The sequence below is a fragment of the Magnetospirillum sp. XM-1 genome, from assembly GCF_001511835.1.
Lineage (GTDB): Bacteria > Pseudomonadota > Alphaproteobacteria > Rhodospirillales > Magnetospirillaceae > Phaeospirillum.
Genome location: NZ_LN997848.1, coordinates 993622 through 1014077 on the forward strand (window position 1 = coordinate 993622; position 20456 = coordinate 1014077).

The following is a 20456-nucleotide window of genomic DNA, read 5'->3' on the forward strand; positions in this document are numbered from 1 at the left end:
CACGACGATGGAAGGGCGGTCCTTAACTAAACGTCGGGCCGGGCCGGGACAAGGGACTTCAGCCGCTTGCCGCCAGCACCCGGACCACCCGCAGCCCCAGGTCCAGCGGACTGGGACCGGAGGCGGGGGCGCGCACCGCCTGGGTGAACAGGCGGACGGCGCGGGCCAGCGGCATTTCCGGCTCCACCGCCAGGGGCTCTCCGATGCCCGCCGGCCAAGGGAAACCCGGTGACGGCGGATGGCGGGTAAGCTTGTTCATGGCCACGTCGTCGAACAGCAGCACGCCCCGCTCGCCATGAACCGCCAGCCGCCGGCACTTGTCCATGGTGTTGCACAGCCGGGTCCGAGCCTCGACGGAGCCGAACCGGAGGGTCAGGGTTACGTCGCCGGCATCACCCCCCTCTTTTTCTCCCCGTGCCGTCCAGGCGGCCGACACCGAATCCGGATCGCGGCCCATCAGGTCGAGGATCTGGGCAACATCATGGGAGCCCCAGTCCCACAGCATGGGGACGCCGCCCTTGCGGTAGGGGCCGTGATTGCCGGCTTCCGAGCGGACGGCCAGGATCGGACCGATGGACGTCAACGCGGCCTTGAGCGCCATCCAGGCGGGGTTGAACAATTGGGTGTGCTCGACCCAGACCATCACACCGGCATCTCGCGCCGCCCGGGCGATGGTCTCGGCTTCCGCCACATCCAAGGTCAGGGGCTTTTCCACCAGCACCGCCTTGCCGGCGGCGATGGCCGCCAGGGTGATCTCGGCATGGCTGGCGGGCGGAGTGGAAACGATGACCGCCTCGACCTCCGGGGCGGTGACGACGGCGCGCCAGTCACTGTCCACCGTGCAATCCGGCGGGACAATGGTGCGGCTGTCCGGGTTGGAACTGGCCAGGCGCACCAACGCCGTACCGGGCAGTCCGGCGATGGTGCGGATATAGTTCCGCCCCCAGCGCCCCGCCCCGATCAGGGCGAGGCGGACAGGGGTGTTACTGCTCGCCGGTATAGACACCGTCGGCCCAGGTCAGGAAACGGCGCAGGCCTTCGTTGAGGTCGACGCTGGGCTCGAACTTGAGCTGCAGCTTGGCCTTGCGGATGTCGGGGCAGCGGCGGTTGGGTTCGTCGGCGGGATAGGAATCCGGGTACTCGATGACGTTGTGGGCCACCGGCTTGCCGGTCACCTGGGAAATGCGCTCGACCAGGTCCACCATGGAGATTTCCGGCTTGGGATTGCCGATGTTGTAGGCCTCGCCCGGCACGCCGCGCAGAATCACCAGCAGGAAGCCGACCATGGCGTCGGTGATGTAGCAGAAGGTGCGCGTCTGGTTGCCCGAGCCATAGACGTTGAGCGGATAACCGCCCTTGATACGGCTGGCGAAATTGGGCAGCACCCGGTAATCGGTCTCCTGCATGCCTGGGCCGAACACGTTGAACGGGCGGATGGTATTGGTCTTGGTGCCGTGCTCGCCGTGGAAGATGTAGCACAGCGTCTCGCCGACCCGCTTGGACTCGTCGTAGCAGGCGCGCGGGCCCTGGCAGGACACGTGGCCGCGATAGCTTTCCGGCGTGGGCACGTGCTTGGGATCGGGATCGCCGTAGATCTCGGACGACGAGAAGAAGGTGAAGCGGGCCCCGTGCTCCTGGGCCAGTTCCAGCATGCGCCGCGTGCCGGTGATGGCCACTTCCAGGGTGGCCAGCGGATGGGCGCGGTAATAGAACGGGCTGGCGATACCGGCGGCGTGGATGACGTAGTCGAGCGCACCCTTCCACTTCAGCGGCTGAATCACGTCGTGCTTCAGGAACTCGGTATGGGGATAATCGGTGACGTTGGCGCCTTCCTTGCCCGCCGAGATCAGGTTGTCGGCGGCGACCAGTTTCACCGGCTTCTTCAGCACGTGGGCGTTGAGATAGGCGAAGATCTCCATGAAATAGCGGCCGAGAAAGCCGCGCCCGCCGGTCAGCAGCACGGTCTTGCCGGCGAAGTCGTGGGCGGTGTCGCCCAGGCGCTCGCAGATCTCGGCGATATCGGACTTCAGTAGAAATTCGGCCATCAGACGACCTCGACCTTGGGGATAGGGATGATGAATTTGCCGCCACCGGTGCGGAAGGCGGCGTTCTTGCCGATGATGGCCTGGGCGAAGTTCCAGGCCAGGATCACCAGGTAATCGGGCTTTTTGGCGAAGCCGTCCGCCGACGACACCACCGGGATGTGCATACCGGGGGAATAGAGCCCCTGCTTGAGCGGCGAATCGTCGATGATGAAGTCGATCAACTCGGGGCCGATGCCGAAATGGTACATCAGCGTGGTGGCCTTGGCCGGCGCGCCGAAGCCGCCGATGCGCTTGCCTTGGGCCTTGAGCGTCTTCAGCAGGGCATTCAGCTCGGCGCCCAGTGCCTCGATGTCGGCGGCGAATTTGGAAAGCGTCGCGGCCTTGTCCAGGCCCAGCTTCTCCTCAAGCGCCACCGCCTCGGCCACCGAGGCGCCCACCTTGTGCGGGCCGCCCTTGAGCTGGGCGATGCCGCGCAAGGACCCGCCGTGCGAGCCGACCCGGATGGCTTCGACCAGCTCCATGCCCTTGGCGGCGAAGAAGCGGATCAGCGGACCCACCGAGTGGTAGTCCAGATGCTCGTGGTAGATGGTGTCGAACAGGGTGTTCTCGAACACGTCCACCAGATAGGACACCTCGAAGACGAACACGCCGGAAGGCGACAGCAGGCCGCGCACTCCGTCCACCACTCCCGACAGGTCGTCGATATGGGCGAAGACGTTGTTGGCGGTGATCACCTCGGCCTTGCCGTGAGCGGCCGCGATCTCGGTGCCCTTGTCGGCCCCGAAGAAGCCGCAGATGGTGGGAATGCCGCGCGCCGTAGCTTCCGCCGAGATTTCCTGGGCCGGATCGATGCCCAGCACCCGCATGCCGGCCTTCTGGAAGAAGGACAGCAAGGTGCCGTCGTTGGAGCCGATGTCCAGCACCAGCCCGCCCGCCACCGGCTTGAACCGCTCCATGACGAAGGCGGCGTAATCCTCGAAATGCTTCACGAAGACAGGCGAGGTGCCTGAGACGTAGACGTAATGCTCGAACAACACGCGGGGATCGACCACGTCCAGCAGTTGGACATGGGCGCAATCCTCGCAGAAGAACACGTCGAGCGGGAAGCGCTCCTGCGCCTTGTCCAGGTCCGAAGCCGGGACGAAGGCATTGGCCGGCGGCGTGGGGGCCAGCCTGACCACCTCGGTCAGGCGCTTCGAGCCGCACAGGCGGCAGGTGTCGCGGCGGTGGTGACTCATGGTCTTACTTGTCGCCCGGCTTCCACGAGGTCAGGCCCTCGGTGGCCAGCAGGTCGATGCGCACCACGTCGGCCTCGTAGGCGGCCTGATCGCGGGAATTGCGCGACAGCGTCAGGAAGGTGCAATCCTCGGGGAACACCATGCCGTGATCGACCATGGGCGGCGTGAACATCATCTCGCCCGCCTTGACGATCATCCTGCTCGGCTCCTCAGTGGAGCCGGTGGGGCGGTGCCAGTACTCGATGGAGCCCGACACCACGTAGCAGTAATGCCAGTCGGTCTTGTGGTAGTGGTTGGCGCGCAAGGACCCCTTCTTGGACTCGATCAGCACCGCGCTCTTCATCAGCCGGTCGACCAGCGGCTGGATGGTGCCGCGCGCGTCGGTGAAGGCCTTCTCCAGCTTTACGACCTTGTCGAAGGGCGGCCAGGAGAGCTTCTCCTCCTCGGTTACCGGCTCGATGTCGTGGTAGTGGTCGTGGGACATGCAATCGGTCTCCCTAGCGGACGAAGCGTTCGCGGATGATGGTGGCGAACACCGCGATGATGTGGTGGGCCTTGATCTTCTTGCCTTCGGCGTAGGTGCGGCCGTGATACGAGATGGGCGTTTCGTAGAACACCCGGCCCGCCGCCACCGCCTTGGACAGAATCTCGGCGTGCTGCTCCCAGCCCATGGTGCGCAAGGCCGCGCCGTCCACCAGCGAGCGGCGGTAGCACAGATAGCAGGAATAGATGTCGCTGAAGGTGGTGTTGTTCAGCACGTTGAACAGGAAGGTGATCGCCCAGTTGCCGATCTTGTGCCAGAAATAGAACACCCTGGTGTACTCGGGCGCGGCGAAGCGCGACCCCATCACCACGTCGGCACCGAAATCGCGCACCGGTTTCAACAGGCGGGCGTAATCGTCGGGGTCGTATTCCAGGTCGGCGTCCTGGAACAGCACGAAATCGCCGCCGGCCACCGCCAGCCCCGCCTTGACCGCCGCACCCTTGCCGCCATTGGCCTGATGCACCACCCGGTCGTACAGCTCGGGCCGCGCGTCGAGGATCTCCTTGGTGCGGTCCTTGGAGCCGTCATTGACCACCACGATTTCCAGCTCGATGCCGGGAACGGCCTGAGTGCGCACCCGCTCCAGCACCTGGGCGATGGTCTTTTCCTCGTTGTAGGCGGGAATGATGACGCTGACCTTGATGGACTGATTGGCTTCAGACAAGGAATACCTCTGGGTCGCGTCAGGGCCGGTTGGGGGCAGTTCTAGCCACAGGTTCGACAGCAATGCAAGCGGGCATTGCCATGGGTTACGGGTGTGTCGTCGCCCACAGGCTCCCGACGGCCCCGACGACCTGATCCACGCCGAGGTCCAGCATCAGGCAGTCGGAGCGGCGGTGGTCGAAATCGGGGGCGTGGCAAATGTCTTCGAACGAACGCGGGCCGCGCACCGAGGCGCAGCGGGGGCCGAAGGGGCCGTAGAACACTTCCGACGACGGACCGAACAGCCCCAGCGTCGGCGTGCCCGAGGCCGCCGCGATGTGCATCAGGCCGGAATCGTTGCCCACATACAGGCTGGCCCGCTTGAGGCAGGCATGAAGGGTGGCCAGGTCCACCTTGCCGATCAGGTCGATGCGACGCTCTGCCGGAACGGATTCGATCAGGGGCCGAAGGGACGGACGCTCGGACTCGGAGCCGAACAGCGCCACCCTGGCTCCGGCCAGGATGCCGCCTTCGCCGGTCAGCTGTCGGGCCAGCTGGGCGAAGCGCTCGGCCGGCCATTGCTTGGGCGCCCAATTGGCGCCGGGGCCCAGCGCCAGGACGGGGCCGTCGCCCATCAGCCGGGCGGCCTCGGCCTCCTGGGCAGGGGTGGACCACAGGACGGGCGCCAGCGGCCGGTCGATGCCCAGCAGGGCGGAAAGATGCAGCAGCCGGTGCCTGGGCTCCCACGAGGACTTGATGATCTTGCGCCTGAACGTCGGCACCAGCCAGCCCAGGCCCGAGCCACGCAGGTCGATCACCTGATGCCAGTAGGTTCCCGCCGTCTGCCGCCACAGGTCGACCCAATGGCCGGCGCGCCGGCGCTTGACCATGGGGATGACCTTCTCCACGAAGGGGGCTGGTTGGAACAATCCCGCCGCCGCTTGACCGCAGGCTACCGTGAAGCGGGCCCGGGGATGCTGCTCCGCCAGATGGGCCAGCAACCCGGTGGACAGCACCGCATCGCCGATGCGGCTGGCGGTGACGAACAGGATGCGCAATGGCTATAACCGCCAGAGTCGGAGGGTGTCGGGGATGTCCATGCCGCGCCACATGCCCTTGACGTCGGCCACCAGCCCGCCGTCCCGCACCAGGGTGGCGAAGCTTTCGTCCGAGAAGGCGACATAGGGCTGATGCGGCACGGCGCCCACCAAGCAGTCGTAGCCCTGGGCGCCTTCCAGGCTGGGCATCAGGGTCTCGGAATATTCGTGCTCGGCCTCGGTGGGGTCGGCGAAGGGGTCGTGGACGTCCACGGCGTGTCCCCTGGCCCGAAGCGCGCGGATCACATCCACCACCTTGGAATTCCTGAGATCGGGGACGTTTTCCTTGAAGGTCAGGCCGAGGACCAGGATGCGCGACGGGCCGGCAAGCTGGGCCGAAATCCGTTCGGCGATCCACTCGCCCATGCCGTCGTTGATGCGCCGCCCCGACAGGATGATCTCGGGATGGTGGCCGTTGTCCTGGGCGCACTGGGCCAGGTAGAAGGGGTCGACGCCGATGCAGTGGCCGCCCACCAGACCCGGCTTGAAATTGAGGAAGTTCCACTTGGTGGCCGAGGCGTCCAGCACGTCGTAGACCGAGATTCCCAGCTTCTGGAAGATCATGGTCACCTCGTTGATGAAGGCGATGTTGATGTCGCGCTGGGCGTTCTCGATTACCTTGGCGGCTTCGGCCACCTTGATGGAGGCGGCGGGGAACACGCCGCCCGTGGTCACCGAGCCGTAGACGCGGGCCAGCAGCGCCGTCACCTCGGGGGTCTGGCCGGCAATCACCTTGGTGATGCGGTCCACGGTGTGCTCGCGGTCGCCGGGATTGATGCGCTCGGGGCTGTAGCCCAGGAAGAAGTCGGTGCCGCATTTGAGCCCCGAATGCTTTTCCAGCTCGGGCCCGCAGATATCTTCGGTGACGCCGGGATAGACGGTGCTTTCGAACACCACCACCGCGCCCTTCCTCATGGCCTGGCCCACCGAGCGGCAGGCCGACAGCACCGGCTTCAGGTCGGGGCGGTTGTCCGCATCCACCGGGGTGGGCACGGTGACGATGTAGACGTCCTGGCCGGCGATGTCCTCGGACTTGGCCGACAGCCGCATGGTGCTGGCCCGCAGGCGCGCGGTCTCCACCTCGCCGGTGCGGTCCTGGCCCTTGTGCAGCTCGGCGATGCGGCCCTGGTCGATGTCGAACCCGATGGTGGGGAAGTGGCGGGCGATGGCTACGGCCAGCGGCAGGCCGACATAGCCCAGGCCGATGACGGCGATCCGCGACGACGGGGTGGACATGGAACGGGGCTCCTAACGACGTATCTGGATGGGGTTGTGGACAAGGCTGCCCCTCCCCGTCAACGAAAAGATAAGGGACTCTAGCCCTCGACCGTGCCGGCTTGGGTGGGGCCGCGCCCGGCGACGACCAGATCCAGCACCTGGATGAACAGTTCAGCCTGGCGCTCGCGGGTGTGGGTCGAGGCGGCGGCCAGGCTGGCCTCGGCCAAAATCTTGCGCTCGGCGTGGTCGTCGGCCAGGCGGCGCGCCGCGGCGGCCAGCCCGTCCGGGTCGGCGGCGGGCACGAACAGCCCGGCCCGGTCGGCCTCGACGATGTGGGACGCCTCGCCCCGGGGCGCCACCAGCAGCAGCGGCAGGCCCATGCCCATGGCCTCGAACATCTTGGACGGGATCACCTCGGCGAAGGCGGGCGAATCCTTCAGATGGATCAGCGCCACGTCGCACAGCGACCACACGGCGGGCATGCGGTCCTTGGGCTGGGGTGGGCCGAACACCACGTTGGAGAGATTGCGCCGCGCCGCTTCGTCCTTCAGCATCTGGCGCTCGGCGCCGTTGCCCACCAGCAGGAAGCGGATATGAGGGGCGGTGTCCTTCAGCCGCTCGGCGGCGTCCAGCACGTTGATCAGGCCGTGGGCCATGCCGTGGGTGCCCACATAGCCGATGACGAACTTGCCCCCCAGGCCCCATTCGGCCTCCAGCGCCTCGTCCCTGGGGCGCGGTGCGTAGCGGGGCAGGTCGACGCCGTTGATCACCACGGCGATCTTCTCGGCCGGAATGCGGCGTTGGGCCAGGTCGGCCTTGAACGCCCGGGTCAGGGCCACCACGGCGGCCGAGCGGCGATAAAGGAACAGTTCGAGGGCCTCGATGGCGCGGATGACCGGGCTGTCCTTCATGGCGCCCACGGCGGTGATGGAGCGCGGCCAAAGGTCGCCCAGTTCGAAGACGAAGGGAGCGCGGCGCAAGCCGGCCAGGACCCAGCCGCCCACGGCGGCGAAGAATTGCGGGCTGGTGGAGACCACCACGTCGGGGCGCTTTTCGAACAGGCCGACCGCCACCGCCATGACCATGAAGGACAGGAAGTCGATGATGCGCCTGGCGAAGCCCTCGTTGGGGGCGATGTAGGTCTTGACGCGGACCACCCGGATGCCCTGGTGGTCGGTGACCTGGCGCCAGCGGTTCTCCCAGCCGTCGAACAGCTTGCCGCCGGGAAAGTTGGGGGCCGAGGTCAGCACCGTCACCTCATGGCCAGCCCGAATCCAATAAAGCGCCCGTTCCGACACCCGCGTGGCGGCGGCGTTGGTTTCGGGCGGAAAATTCTCGGTCAGGAAAAGGATGCGCATGCCAGCATCTTCTCGATGACATCAACCGCCTGGGGGAGGTCGTCCACCACGTAATCGGCCTTGGTGCCCTCGACGAATTTGTGCCCGTGGCCGGTACGGACCAGGAAGCTCTTGGCGCCGACCGCATGGCCGATTTCCACGTCTACTTCCTTGTCGCCGATCATGAACGACTGGGCGGGGTCGAAATGGTGGTCGGCCACCGCTTGGGTCACCATGCCGGGCAGCGGCTTGCGGCAGGCGCAATCGTCGTCGGGGCCGTGGGGGCAAATGTAGAGCCCGTCGATCATGGCGCCTTCCGCTTCCAGCAGGCGGTACAGGCGGTCGTGAATCTCCTCCAGCCGGGTCAGGTCGAAATAGCCGCGCGCGATCCCCGACTGGTTGGTGACCACCACCACGCCGAGGCCCAGCATGTTCAGCCGGCGGATGGCGTTGCCCACGCCGGGATAGAGCTCCAGCTGATCGGGATCGGACAGGTAATGTTTTTCGACGTTGATGGTGCCGTCGCGGTCGATGAGGACGAAGCGCTTCATGAAATCTTCTCCAAACGCGCGGCGAAGAATGCATCCATGCCGCCCTGCCCGGCAAGATGGCAGGGCAGGGTGCGCAGGTCGCCGTCGGCGGTGATCAGTTCCGCCATGCCTCCCACCTCCTCGGGCCGGATGGGGATGCGCTTGAGCGGCGCGCCCTCGGCCAGCAGGGCGGCGATCTGCTCGGCGCCCTCTTCCGGCTCCAGCGAGCAGGTGCAATAGACCAGGGTGCCGCCCGGCTTCAGCATGGGGATGGCGGCCCGGAGCAGGCGGGCCTGCACTCCGGCCAGCTTCATCACCTCGGCGGGGGTCTTGTGCCGGGCCACGTCGGGATGGCGGCGCAGCGTGCCGGTGGCCGAGCAGGGGGCGTCCAGCAGAATGGCGTCGAAGGGCTGGGGCGGCGTCCAGGCCCCGGCATCGGCCTCGACCACCGTGGCGGACAGCCCCAGGCGCTTGAGGTTTTCGCCAAGGCGGACCAGACGCTTGCCCGATCTGTCGACGGCGGTGACCTGGGCGCCGGCGACGGCCAGCTGCAACGCCTTGCCGCCCGGCGCGGCGCACAGATCGGCGACGGATTTGCCCCGCACGTCGCCCAGCAGGCGGGCGGGCAGGGCGGCGGCGGCGTCCTGCACCCACCATGCGGCCTGGTCGAAGCCGGGCAGGGCGGCGATGGACCCGCCGGCGGCGCGGCGCAACGAGCCGGTGGGCAGGATTTCCGCTTCCAGCTTCTCGGCCCAGCCTTGGCCGTCGGCGGCGACGGTGATGTCCACCGGCGCCTCGGCCAGATGGGCGCTGGCGATGGCCCGCGCCGTCTCCTCGCCATAGGCCCGGACCCACGAGCGCCACAGCCATTCCGGCGTGTTGAGCAAGGCGGCGTCCTGGGCTTCGACCTTTTCGCGTCCCTCGCGGTCCAGGCGGCGCAGCACGGCGTTCAAAAGCTTGGCGAAGCCGGCCTGCGAGCCGCCCTTGACCAGATCCACCGTGGTGGAGATGGCGGCGTGGGGGGGCATGTCCAGGAACAGCAACTGGCAGATGCCCAGCCGCAGAGCGTGCTCGGCCCAGGCGGCGCCGGCCCGCATGGGCTTTTCGACGCAATGGGCGATCAGATCGTCGATCTGGCCCAGGCGGCGCAAGCTGGTGCCCAGCAGCATGCGCACGAAGCCTCTGTCGCGCTCGTCCAGGCTGGCGAGGCGGGAATCGTCTAGAACCTCGTCGAGCAGGCGGCCCTTGTCGAGCACGGCGGACAGCAGATCGACGGCGATGGCGCGGGGCGTGGCGGGCGGGCGGCGTTTCATGGGGCAACCCTTACCCGATCCGGGGAATAAGGGCAATTGCCGGGCGGCTTGCGTGCCGTCCGGGGCTGGAGTACACGGGACCTGTATCAGTTGGGGATTCAGCCTCTATGTGCGGTATCGCGGGCATCATCGCCGACAGGCCGGTGAACACCGGGGCGGTCGAAGCCATGACCGACCGGCTTGTCCATCGCGGTCCCGACGACGGGGGCTTGTGGTCCTCCGGCGGCGGCCATGCGGTGCTGGGGCATCGGCGGCTGTCCATCCTCGACACCAGTCCGGCCGGGCGCCAACCCATGGAGCGGGACGGGCTGGTCATCGTCTTCAATGGCGAAATCTATAATTTCGTCGAGCTCAGGGCCGAACTGGCGGCGCTGGGCGAGGCGTTCCATGGCGGCAGCGACACCGAGGTGGTCCTGGCGGCCTATGGGCGGTGGGGCGCCGATTGCTTCGGCCGCTTCAACGGCATGTTCGCCATGGCGATCCTGGACACGCGGCGCCGGATCATGGTCTGCGCCCGCGACCGGTTCGGGGAAAAGCCGTTTCTGTTCGCCGCCCGGCCCGGCCTGTTCGCCTTCGCCTCGGAATACAAGGCGCTGCTGGCCCTGTCCGAGGTCGACCGCGCCTTCAGCCTGTTGCCCCTGCTGCGTTTCGCCCATCGTCCGGCGACCGGGCTGGACGACGAGCGCGCCACCCTGTTTCCCGCCATCCTCCAATTGCTGCCGGGCGAACGCCTGACCCTCGACCTTGACGGCCTGAACTACCGGATCGACCGCTTCTGGACCTTGGAGCGCGATTCCGCCCTGGCCGGAATCGGCATGGACGAGGCGGCGGCGCGGTTTCGGGACTTGCTGCGCGATTCGGTGCGCCTGCGGCTGCGTTCCGACGTTCCGGTGGGGTCCTGCCTTTCGGGCGGGCTGGATTCCGGCTCGATCATCATGCTGGCGCGAGGCCTGTTGGGCGAGGACGCGTCCTATCACGTCTTCACCGGCCGTTTCCCGGGAACCAGGGCCGATGAGTGGGAGTTTGCCCGCCACACGGCCGAGGCGGCGGGCGCGGCGGTCCATCAGGTCGAGCCCACCGCCGCCGGCCTGCTGGCCGACCTGCCCGATTTCCTGTGGGCCAACGAATTGCCGGTGGGCAGCGCCAGCCAGTACGCCCAGTACTGCGTTTTCCGGCTGGCCCGTGAGCAGGGCGTCACCGTGTTGCTGGACGGCCAGGGCGCCGACGAGATCCTGGGCGGCTACGAGCAGTATTTCGCCCGCTATCTGGCCGGACTGCCCATGGGGGAGCGCAGGGGCGAGGAGGCGGCCATCCGCGCCCGCTATCCCGGGGCGTTGGACAGTCCGCGCCAGGCCTTCTCCAAGGCCTTGCCGCCGCGCCTGCGCCACTGGCTGGCCTGCCGGAGCGGAGGGGGCAGCGACCTGCTGTTCGGCCTGACCTCCGATCTGGCCGTGCAGGTGGCCGAGGCCAACGCTTCGCCCTTGCCGTCGGTCGGCTGGTCGCCCCTGGCCGCCGAGCTGATGCGGGATTCGTTCAGCACGCATCTGCCGGTGCTGCTGCGCTATGGCGACCGCAATTCCATGGCGCATTCACGCGAGGTGCGGTTGCCGTTCTGCGACCATCGTATCGCCGAATTCGCCCTGTCGCTTGATCCCCGGCTCTTGATGGGGGACGCCCAGACCAAGCGGCTGCTGAGGGAAGCCATGAAGGGCATCCTGCCCGAACCGGTGCGGACCCGCTGGAACAAGCAGGGTTTCCTGCCGCCCCAGGACGCGTGGTTTGCCCAGGGACTGGTGGATGAGGCGGAGCGGGTGATCGAGGATCCGTCCTTCGCCGCCGCCGGGTGCTGGAATGTCGGCTGGTGGCGCGGCGCCGTCCGGCGCTTCCGGGCGGGCCAGACCCATCTGGGTTGGGTGCTGTGGCGGCCGCTGATGGTCGAGTCCTGGCGGCGCTGCTTCCTGGGCCGAATCGCCAAGGAAGCCTCCGTTTCGGCGTTCTAGCCGGCGATCTTGCCCTTGAAATAGGCGATGGTCTTTTCCAGGCCGGTTTCCAGCGCCACCTTGGGTTCCCAATCGTTCAGCACGGCCTTGGCCAGGGTGATGTCGGGCTTTCTTTGCATGGGATCGTCGGCGGGCAGGGGCTTGTAGATGATCTCGGACTTGGCGCCGGTCATCTTGACCACCAGCTCGGCCAGCTGGCGAATGGTCATCTCGCGCGGGTTGCCCAGGTTGATGGGGCCGGTGATGTCGTCGGGGCTGTTCATCAGGCGGATGAATCCCTCGATCAAATCGTCCACATAGCAGAACGAGCGGGTCTGGCTGCCGTCGCCGTAGAGCGTGATGGGCTGGCCCTGCAGCGCCTGCATGATGAAGTTGGACACCACGCGGCCGTCGTCGGGATGCATGCGCGGGCCATAGGTGTTGAAGATGCGCGCCACCTTGATGCGCAGCTTGTGCTGGCGCCAGTAATCGAAGAACAGCGTCTCGGCGCAGCGCTTGCCCTCGTCGTAGCAGGCGCGCGGGCCGATGGGATTGACGTTGCCGCGATAGCTTTCCGGCTGGGGATGGACGTCGGGGTCGCCATAAACCTCGGAGGTGGAGGACTGGAAGATCTTCGCCCCCACGCGCTTGGCCAGGCCCAGCATGTTGATGGCGCCGTGCACGCTGGTCTTGGTGGTCTGGACGGGATCGCGCTGATAGTGGATGGGCGACGCCGGGCAGGCCAGGTTGAAGATCTCGTCCACCTCGACGTAAAGGGGGAAGGTGACGTCGTGGCGCATCATCTCGAAATAGGGATTGTCGAGCAGATGGGCGATGTTGGCCTTGGTGCCGGTGAAGAAGTTGTCGACACACAGCACGTCGCAGCCTTCGGCCAGCAGCCGCTCGCAGAGGTGGGAGCCGAGGAACCCGGCGCCGCCGGTGACCAGAACCCGCTTGCGATCATACTTCATGACGTCCCCTTTCCGCTCTTTCGCGGCTTGAAGCCCTTATACCAGATCCCACTGATCGCAACCGATCACTGGGATCGCCCTCAGTCGGCGGGCGGGCGCGGGCGCCCTTGCCTCCCGCCGCATAAGCGGCGCGGCCCTTTGGGCCTAACCTATCCCAACCGTCCGATACGCTCGAACTCGGCCGCCGCCTGATCCCAGCGCCAGGCGCGCTGCCGTTCCAGGCAGGCGTGGTGTAGGCGCCGCCACAGCGCGTCGTCGCCGAGGATGGCCACAGCATGACGCACAAAGGTTTCATCATCCTTCACGCAATAGCCGGTCTCGCCCTCGATCACCCGCTCGTTCATGCAGGCGATGTCGCCCAGCACGGCGGGCACGCCCATGGCCTGGGCCTCGGCCACCGCCGAGCAGAAGGTCTCGCCGATGTCGCCGCGATAAAGCAGCGCACGGGCGGCGGCCAGCTCGCCGACCAGCTGGGTCTTCGGCACGGGTCCGCGCAGGATCACGCCCTGGGCGGCCATGGCGGCGGCCTTGTCCAGCACCACCCCCATGCGGTCCGCCTTGGCCGCTCCGGCCGCGCCGTAGGTAGCGGTGCCGGCGAAGACGTGCAGCTCGGCATTGGGCACCAATGGGCGGATGCGCCGCTCCCACAGATCCAGCAGCCAGTCCAGGCTCCGCATGGGATTGGAGGTGAAGACCACGCGGGGCGGCGGCGGCTCGGCGCGTTCTGTGGCGTGGCAGAACAGGTCGGTCAGGCCATAGGGTACGGTTTCCCGCCCGCCGGCCATGGCGAAGGAAGGATAGGTGGAGGCGTGGCTGGCCCCCGAAAAGACGATCACCGGCAGGCGCAACGCCAGCTTCCACTGATAGCGCCACTTCATCAGATAGCCGGCGGGATTGTGAATCCAGAAGATGGTGCGCCGGGCGCCGGGGCACAGGCGGATCAGCTTGTCGCCGCGATTGGCGATGTAGAGATCGGCGCTATCGGGCACGCCCTTTGACAGCGGCCGCCAGGTGACGCCCCGGTGGACGCGTTCGCCCTCGCACTTGTTGCAGACCAGCACGTCGTGGCCGCGCGCGGCAAGGGCGTTGGCCATCTCGATGAACGAGGTCTCGGCCCCGCCAAGCGGCCGCTCCTCCAGTGTCGCGCCGTCGAAGGTGATGCCGTCGTCGGTCATGACGATGCGGGCCATGGGCGCTATTCCTTCTCGTACTTTGCTTTGAAGTGGGACAGCAGGGGATAGAGCCCGGCGCAGATGGCGATGATCAGGCCGTAGCCGCCTTCACGCCAGCCGCCGCGCCGCACATAGCATTTGAAGAAGCGCGAGACCAGCCGGCGAATGTTGGACGCCGTCGAGCCCCAGGTCTCGCCCCGGTCGCGCAGGTCGCGGGCCTTGGCGGTGGAATAGGAATCCAGCCGCCGGATCATGTCCGAGATATTCTTGTCCACGTAATGCTGCAGCCGGTTGTGCAGCATGGGCCCCTTCTTGCCCCGCCAAACCAGCGAGGGATGGACGCGGTCACGGCCCCAGGTCTTGGCATTCTTCCTGAACAGGCCGGGATAGGCGGCCTTGCCGTAGGAAGCGCCCCAGCCGTGGCGGACCAGACGCTCGCCGATGTAATTGTCCACCGGGATTTCGTGCCAGTCGAAGGACGTGGCGGCGATGGTGCGGCGAATCTCCTCGGCCAAGGCGGGGGGCACGTGCTCGTCGGCGTCCACCTCCAGCACCCATTCGGTGTCGCAGGCGGCAATGCCGGTGTTGCGGCGGTCGCCTTCCAGGTCCCAGCGCCCCTCGACGATCTTCGCTCCGAAGGCCAGCGCGATGTCCTTGGTTCCGTCGGTGCATTTGTCCAGCACCACCACCACCTTGTCCGCGAAGCGCAGCTTGTCCAGGCAGGCGGGCAGGCGCTTTTCCTCGTTGCAGACCACCACCAGGGCGGTGAGCGTGCTCATGGCGAAATGCGGCCGGGACGGCCGCGCTCCTGGAACGGGGGGCGGTTTGGAGCGCGGGCGTCCCGCCCGCAGATCATCCGGCGTCTCATGTCACCCCCTTGAAGCGGGGAAGGATGCGTTTGCGGGCATGGGCCATGGCGGTGCGGTAGACCTCCAGCGTCTGGGCCATGCGGTTGTCGAAGCGCATGTCCTTTTCCGCCATGGACCGCGCGGCGGCGGCCATGCGCGCCGTCGTGCCGTGGTCGGTCATGACCAGGGCCATGGCCTCGGCCAGCCTTCCGGGATCGGCGGGGGGAACCAGCAGGCCGGTTTGGTGGTCCAGCACGATCTCGGGCACGCCGCCCACATTGCTGGCCACCACCGGCTTGCCCACCGCGAAGGCCTGGACGGCGACGCGGGGCTGCGCCTCGGTCAGAGAGGGAATCACCACCGCGTCGCCCATCTGCATCAGTTCCGAGACGTCGTCGCGATAGCCGGTGAACACCACCTGTCCGGCCAGCCCGGCCGCGCTCAACTGCGCGTGCAGGCCGCGCTCGTAATCGGCGCACTCCTTGGTGGCCGAGCCGACGATGGCCAGCCAGGGGGTAAGTCCTTTGTCCCGCAGCAGGGCCAGGGCGGCCAGCAGATGGTCCTGGCCCTTGTCGGGGCGGATCATGCCGACGCAGACCCAGGCATAGGCGTCCTCGGGAAGGCCCAACTCCGCCCGTAGTTTGGCACGGGTGGCGATGGGATCGGGCAGGTCGAAGAAGCGTTCGTCGGCCCAGCCGCCGATGGAGACCGAGCGCTTGGGATCGGCCAGCCCGATTCCCAGCAATTGGCTCCGGGTGCATTCGGCCACGGTGATGATGTGGTCGGCGCCCAGCCGCCATTGGGCGCGGCGGATCATGCCGCCCTTCAAGGGTTGGTTGACGTGGCGCGAGCGCACCACCGCCACTAGGTCGAGGCAGGCGCACGCGGTCTTGGCGTCGCGGGTCACGTGGGTGTCCACCACCTCGACCCGCTTCTCGATCAGCAGCTTGCGCAATGCACGGATGGTGGCGGGCTTCCAGGGGCGGTCGAAATCGAAGTCGATCACCGGCAGGCCGGCGGCCTGGGCGCGCTTGAAGGATTCGCCGTCCGCCGGCGAGGCCAGCCAGACGTCATGGCCGTGGGTCTTCAGCCAGCGCACCTGCTCGATGGTGCGATGCTCCATGCCGCCCCAATTGCGTCCCGGAATGGTGTGGAGAATGCGCAAGGACCGTCCCTCTTTCAGGCCAGGATGAAGCGTTGCCACCACGCCTGGGGCGGCGGCGGCGGCAGGGTGACCGAGCGCAAGGACCGCTGGGCGAGACCTTCCAGCAGCAGGCGCAACATGGTGACGGTGACGGCGGGCTTGAACTGGGAACCGGGGCGCTCGTTGATGGGCTGGTCGTGCATGAGCAGGATGCCGCCCGCAAGGCGCGGATCGGCCAGCAGGCGCTCCACGTCTTTGCGGCATTCCGCTTCCACGTCGTCGGCGGAAGTGCAGCGGGTGGCCGTCATGTGGTCCTCGGTGCTGGGGCCCCAATGGACCAGGGCGCAGCCGGGGCGCCACCTGGCCAGGGCCCGGTGGATGCGGGCCGAGCGCCGCCCGCCGTTATAGGGCAGCCGCACCAGATAGGGCTGAGGCGTGGGACGGTGGACGGAAAGCAGCGCCTCACAGCGCTCCATGTCGTCGAGCAAGCGCGACGTGGGCTCGCGGTCGAGGCGGACGTGGTCCCAGCCATGGGCGTAGACGGCATGGCCGCGCCTGACGGTCTCGGCGATCAGATCGGGCGCATCGGCGGCGCGACAGCCGCTCATGAAGAAGGTGGCCTTGGCCCCGAAGTGGTCCAGAAGGTCGAGCATGGCCGGGGTGGTGTCGGGCATGGGGGCGTCGTCGATGGTGATCGCCACCGTTCCCCTATCGGCCATCTGCCGCATCATCGGCCGCCAGGCCCCCAGTGACCAGGAAATCCGCAAATTCGTCCCTTTGCCCTTTGCCCCTTGAGGGAAGTATCAGGAATTGTTCGTCCCGAACAGTGCGATCATGGGGCGGCCTTGCGCGCCGTCGCCTGGCGGCAGTGGCGTTTCAGGTCCTTGGCGCCGCCGCCCTCGGCGACGGCGCGGGCCAGGCCGTCCGGGTCCTCGGCCACCAGGCCGGAGCTGACCTCGATGCCGTAGGTGAACAGGCGGTCGGTCAAGGGCGCTCCGGGGCCCACCAGCGCCACCCGGGCGAAGCGGGCCAGGCGCAACAGGCCGGGCAGCGAGCGGTTGGCCAGCGTCGAGGCGGTGATGATGGCGGCTTCGGCCGCCGGCAGCAGCCATTCCGCCGCCTGTTCCGGGTACTGGCCGGGCGCCGGCTTGCGGTCGATGACCTTGGCGCCGGGCAGGCGGTCATGGATGCCGGGGAAGGCGCCGATCACCACGGTGCCGCCGCCCTTGGCCCCGAAGCTTTCCAGGCCGTTGCCGTCGGGAAGCCGAAGGTCGGAGCGGTTGTAATGGGCGTTGCAGGCGGCCATGCCTAAGGCCTGATCGAAGGGATCGGTGGAATGGACCAGCCCGGCCAGGGCCTTCAGCCCCCCTTGGGTGCGCTTGCCGGCATGGCTGGTGGCGTTGCAGCCGGGCGTGCCGCGTTCCGGCGTCTGGGCCAGCCCGATGCCGGTGGCCGTCTCCACCATGGTCCAGTTGAGGCCGACCACCACCCGCTTGACGGGGCAATCCTCGACGCCGTTGGCGAGGTCGGCGTAAAGCCGTCCCGGCCCCCACCAGCGCCACAGCGCCGCCATGCTGGGCGCGATCAGTTCGGTCTGGCCGCCGGTGAATTCGGTCCATTCCTCGATCAGCACGCCCGGCACGGCGGTCAGCACCGGCACGCCCTCGGCCACGGCGGCCAGCATGTCGCCGGCCAGGCCCTCGCCCTCCATCTCGGACTTGGAGAACTTGTTGATGAACAGCAGGTCGGCATGGCTTTCGATGGCCCGGCGCACCGAGCCCGAGGCCTCGGCCAGGGCCTGGGAATCCAGGATGCAGGCCTTCGACGCCTTGCCCAGGCTCTGGCCGATGGAAAGTTTGCGGCCGGTGTCGATCTCGGTCACCGTCATGTCGGTCTTGCGGCCGGTCTCGTCGCGAGCCGTGTCCTGCAGCAATCCCCCCAGGCGGAAGCCGCGCGCCGCCAGTTCGGCGGCGAAATCGGCCAGCAGCTTCTCCGGCGGCTTGCCGGGCGGGTAGATCACCGCGCCGATGGCCGGCTGGCTGGATTGGGGGGACGGGGACATGGGGACTTCTCCTCCCTTTTATCGATGTCTTGACCAACGCCAAGACTCGTTTTCGACGCAGGCAGCATATATATCATTACAGCAAGCCCCCGCCGAGGGGCATGGAGGATGCGTCATGATCGATCCGTTTGGACGCAAGGTCAGCTATCTGCGCGTGTCGGTGACCGACCGCTGCGATCTGCGCTGCGTCTACTGCATGGCCGAGGACATGCATTTCCTGCCCAAGGCCGACATCCTGTCGCTGGAGGAACTGGAGCGCCTGTGTGGCGCCTTCGTGCGCGCCGGCGTGCGCAAGCTGCGGCTCACCGGCGGCGAGCCCCTGGTCCGGCGCAACATCATGAGCCTGATCACCAATCTGGGCCGCCTGGTGAAATCGGGCGAGCTGGACGAACTGACGCTGACCACCAACGCCACCCAGCTGGCCAAGTACGCCGACGACCTGGCCGCCGCCGGGGTGCGGCGCCTCAACGTCTCGCTGGACAGCCTTGATCCGGCCAAGTTCGAGGCCATCACCCGCTGGGGCAAGCTGGATCAGGTGTTGGACGGCATCTTCGCCGCCAAGGCCGCCGGGCTGGCGGTCAAGATCAACACCGTGGCCTTAAAGGGCGGCAACGAGGACGAGCACGAGCATCTGGTGGAATGGTGCGGTCGTCACGGCTTCGACATCACCTTCATCGAGACCATGCCCATGGGCGACATCCATTCCGACCGCACCGAGCAGTATCTGCCGCTGTCGCTGGTGCGCAAGCGTCTGGAGCATCGCTTCACGCTGTCGGACATCGACTACCGCACCGGCGGTCCGGCCCGCTATGTGCGGGTGGCCGAAACCGGCGGTCGCATCGGCTTCATCACGCCGATGACCCACAATTTCTGCGAGACCTGCAACCGGGTGCGGGTGACCTGCACCGGCACGCTGTACATGTGCTTAGGCCAAGAGGACGCCGCCGATCTGCGCACCCCCTTGCGGGCCAGCGAGGGCGACCAGTTGCTGGAGGCCGCCATCACCGAGGCCATCTCCAGGAAGCCCAAGGGCCACGACTTCATCATCGACCGCGATGCCAAGCCCGCCGTGGGCCGCCATATGAGCGTCACCGGCGGCTGAATTTTTCCGCTGCGCGGGCGGGCGATTGCCCCCGAATGCGTTAACGGCCGGCCCGCGCTGCGATGGCCGCCACTTCGGCCACCTCGTCCGGGTGCGACGCGACATAGGCCGCCCGTTCGGTGCGGATGCGCTCGATCACCATCTCGACATTGTCGGGGGTGAGGCGGATGCCGAAGGAGTCGTCGCCCTTGGCCGTCAGCACCCGCTCCAGGATCAGATCGCCCGCCGCCTTGGTGAAGTGCGAGCCGTCCCAGTACCAGCGCATGCGTTGGTCCGGCGACCGGGGGATCTCCTCGGTGGTGACCTGGTTGTAGCCGCTGAAATCCCACAGCTCGGCCCTGGACGTCGCCACCATGGCGGCCAGATCGCGCTTCCACTGCTCCCAGGCGGGCATCAGGCCGGCGGCGGCCTTGGCCTCCAGCACCTTGGCGTGGATGGGGGTGACCACCAGCACCACCCGGGTCTTGCCGTTGTCGAAGGCGGCCAGCAGGTGCTTCAGATCCTCCATCCGCTCGGGCGCGTAATGGAAGCCGGCATAGGTCTTGTCCGTGGTGGCCGGAGCCAGCTGGGCGCGCAGCACGGAACCCATCTCGGCCCGGTGGTCGAAGCTCTTCTTGCGCGCCCCGATGTCGTAGCTGCCGTCCTTTGCGAAGGACTGGCGCATGCGCTTGATCGAGCTGAACAGCACCCAGCCGGAATCGTCGAAGGCCTGCAAGGCCAGCAGGCGGCGGACATAGACCGGCCAGGGCGAGGCGCCGGCAAAGCCCGAGCGCTCGAAATCGCCGCTGGTGGCGGTGCGTTCGCCGAACATCATCAGGTCGAGGCCCACCACCACCAGCCGGGGCGATTGGTGGCGGGCGGCGTATTGGGCGGCGCGGGCCAGCTCGGCCATGTTGGAATCGGACAGCGAGGCGTTGAAGGCGAACGCGCCGCCCAGGGCCGGGGATTGGGGGTCGAAGCCCATCTCGCCCCGCGAGGTGCCGTAGAACAGCACGTCGAATTTGGTGTGGCCCAGGATCAGCGCCTTGTTGACGCGGCCGCCGTCGCGCCTGAGCGTCTTCTGGTCGTTGAAGCCCTTGATGTCGCCCCAGCGGAAGCTGGCATAGGGATCGACGATGAAGTTGAAAGCCGCGCCCAACGCCAGTACCGCCACCACCCCGCCCAGCAGGGTGAAAAGAAAACGGCGCTGCGAGAGGGGGCGGGGCTGGCTCATG

The 20456-nt window shown here is 67.5% G+C and carries 19 protein-coding genes; 2 read left to right on the top strand and 17 right to left on the bottom strand.

What is annotated here, in order from left to right:
* Positions 1 to 58: 58 nt before the first annotated feature.
* The 10 genes from XM1_RS04745 to XM1_RS04790 all read right to left on the bottom strand — a co-directional run bounded on the left by XM1_RS04745 (position 59) and on the right by XM1_RS04790 (position 9964).
* Positions 59 to 1006: a Gfo/Idh/MocA family protein gene (locus tag XM1_RS04745; protein WP_082700380.1), complete on the bottom strand. Its 948-nt coding sequence runs from the start codon at positions 1004 to 1006 to the stop codon at positions 59 to 61.
* On the bottom strand, positions 984 to 2045 hold the full coding sequence (locus XM1_RS04750) for an NAD-dependent epimerase/dehydratase family protein (RefSeq protein WP_068430538.1): 1062 nt from the start codon (positions 2043 to 2045) through the stop codon (positions 984 to 986). The genes XM1_RS04745 and XM1_RS04750 overlap by 23 nt, the downstream gene beginning before the upstream one ends.
* Entirely contained in the window at positions 2045 to 3283 is a 1239-nt protein-coding gene (locus XM1_RS04755; protein ID WP_068430542.1) for a class I SAM-dependent methyltransferase, read from the bottom strand. The genes XM1_RS04750 and XM1_RS04755 overlap by 1 nt, the downstream gene beginning before the upstream one ends.
* A gap of 4 nt (positions 3284 to 3287) precedes the next feature.
* Entirely contained in the window at positions 3288 to 3767 is a 480-nt protein-coding gene (locus XM1_RS04760; protein WP_068430544.1) for a cupin domain-containing protein, read from the bottom strand.
* A gap of 13 nt (positions 3768 to 3780) precedes the next feature.
* Positions 3781 to 4491 (bottom strand): glycosyltransferase family 2 protein, encoded by a 711-nt coding sequence (locus XM1_RS04765; protein WP_068430548.1) that lies wholly within the window; start codon positions 4489 to 4491, stop codon positions 3781 to 3783.
* Between the two features lie 85 nt (positions 4492 to 4576).
* On the bottom strand, positions 4577 to 5527 hold the full coding sequence (locus XM1_RS04770; RefSeq protein WP_068430551.1) for a glycosyltransferase family 9 protein: 951 nt from the start codon (positions 5525 to 5527) through the stop codon (positions 4577 to 4579).
* 3 nt (positions 5528 to 5530) lie between these two features.
* A complete protein-coding gene (locus XM1_RS04775) occupies positions 5531 to 6802 on the bottom strand; it encodes a nucleotide sugar dehydrogenase (RefSeq protein ID WP_068430554.1) in 1272 nt (423 codons plus the stop codon).
* A gap of 80 nt (positions 6803 to 6882) precedes the next feature.
* Positions 6883 to 8142: a glycosyltransferase family 4 protein gene (locus tag XM1_RS04780; RefSeq protein WP_068430557.1), complete on the bottom strand. Its 1260-nt coding sequence runs from the start codon at positions 8140 to 8142 to the stop codon at positions 6883 to 6885.
* A complete protein-coding gene (gene gmhB / locus XM1_RS04785) occupies positions 8124 to 8672 on the bottom strand; it encodes a D-glycero-beta-D-manno-heptose 1,7-bisphosphate 7-phosphatase (protein ID WP_068430560.1) in 549 nt (182 codons plus the stop codon). The genes XM1_RS04780 and gmhB overlap by 19 nt, the downstream gene beginning before the upstream one ends.
* A complete protein-coding gene (locus tag XM1_RS04790; RefSeq protein ID WP_068430571.1) occupies positions 8669 to 9964 on the bottom strand; it encodes an RsmB/NOP family class I SAM-dependent RNA methyltransferase in 1296 nt (431 codons plus the stop codon). Before XM1_RS04790 ends, gmhB begins: the two co-directional genes overlap by 4 nt.
* A 107-nt stretch (positions 9965 to 10071) precedes the next feature.
* Between XM1_RS04790 and asnB the strand changes: the two genes are divergently transcribed.
* Complete coding sequence (asnB, locus tag XM1_RS04795) at positions 10072 to 11964, top strand: asparagine synthase (glutamine-hydrolyzing) (protein WP_068430574.1); 1893 nt, start codon at positions 10072 to 10074, stop codon at positions 11962 to 11964.
* Here the strand turns inward: asnB and XM1_RS04800 are convergent.
* From XM1_RS04800 to XM1_RS04825, 6 genes are all read right to left on the bottom strand, one after another.
* Entirely contained in the window at positions 11961 to 12914 is a 954-nt protein-coding gene (locus XM1_RS04800; protein WP_068430577.1) for a UDP-glucuronic acid decarboxylase family protein, read from the bottom strand. The genes asnB and XM1_RS04800 overlap by 4 nt on opposite strands.
* 149 nt (positions 12915 to 13063) lie before the next feature.
* Positions 13064 to 14104, bottom strand: coding sequence for a glycosyltransferase (locus XM1_RS04805; protein ID WP_068430580.1), 1041 nt, complete (start codon positions 14102 to 14104; stop codon positions 13064 to 13066).
* A gap of 5 nt (positions 14105 to 14109) precedes the next feature.
* A complete protein-coding gene (locus XM1_RS04810; RefSeq protein ID WP_068430583.1) occupies positions 14110 to 14865 on the bottom strand; it encodes a glycosyltransferase family 2 protein in 756 nt (251 codons plus the stop codon).
* Positions 14866 to 14950: 85 nt separating this feature from the next.
* Complete coding sequence (locus XM1_RS04815; RefSeq protein WP_068430586.1) at positions 14951 to 16099, bottom strand: glycosyltransferase family 4 protein; 1149 nt, start codon at positions 16097 to 16099, stop codon at positions 14951 to 14953.
* Between the two features lie 14 nt (positions 16100 to 16113).
* Complete coding sequence (locus tag XM1_RS04820; protein WP_231920689.1) at positions 16114 to 16797, bottom strand: polysaccharide deacetylase family protein; 684 nt, start codon at positions 16795 to 16797, stop codon at positions 16114 to 16116.
* Between the two features lie 113 nt (positions 16798 to 16910).
* Positions 16911 to 18140, bottom strand: a complete 1230-nt coding sequence (locus XM1_RS04825; RefSeq protein ID WP_068430591.1) for a DUF2478 domain-containing protein — start codon at positions 18138 to 18140, stop codon at positions 16911 to 16913.
* A 115-nt stretch (positions 18141 to 18255) separates the two neighbouring features.
* On the opposite strand from XM1_RS04825, the gene moaA reads away from it, so the two are divergent.
* Positions 18256 to 19242 (top strand): GTP 3',8-cyclase MoaA, encoded by a 987-nt coding sequence (gene moaA / locus XM1_RS04830; protein ID WP_068430594.1) that lies wholly within the window; start codon positions 18256 to 18258, stop codon positions 19240 to 19242.
* A 40-nt stretch (positions 19243 to 19282) separates the two neighbouring features.
* Here moaA and XM1_RS04835 read toward each other — a convergent pair whose 3' ends face one another.
* Positions 19283 to 20455 carry a hypothetical protein gene (locus XM1_RS04835; RefSeq protein WP_068430597.1) on the bottom strand — a complete coding sequence of 391 codons (1173 nt, stop codon included), beginning with the start codon at positions 20453 to 20455 and terminating at the stop codon, positions 19283 to 19285.
* Position 20456 lies beyond the last annotated feature (1 nt).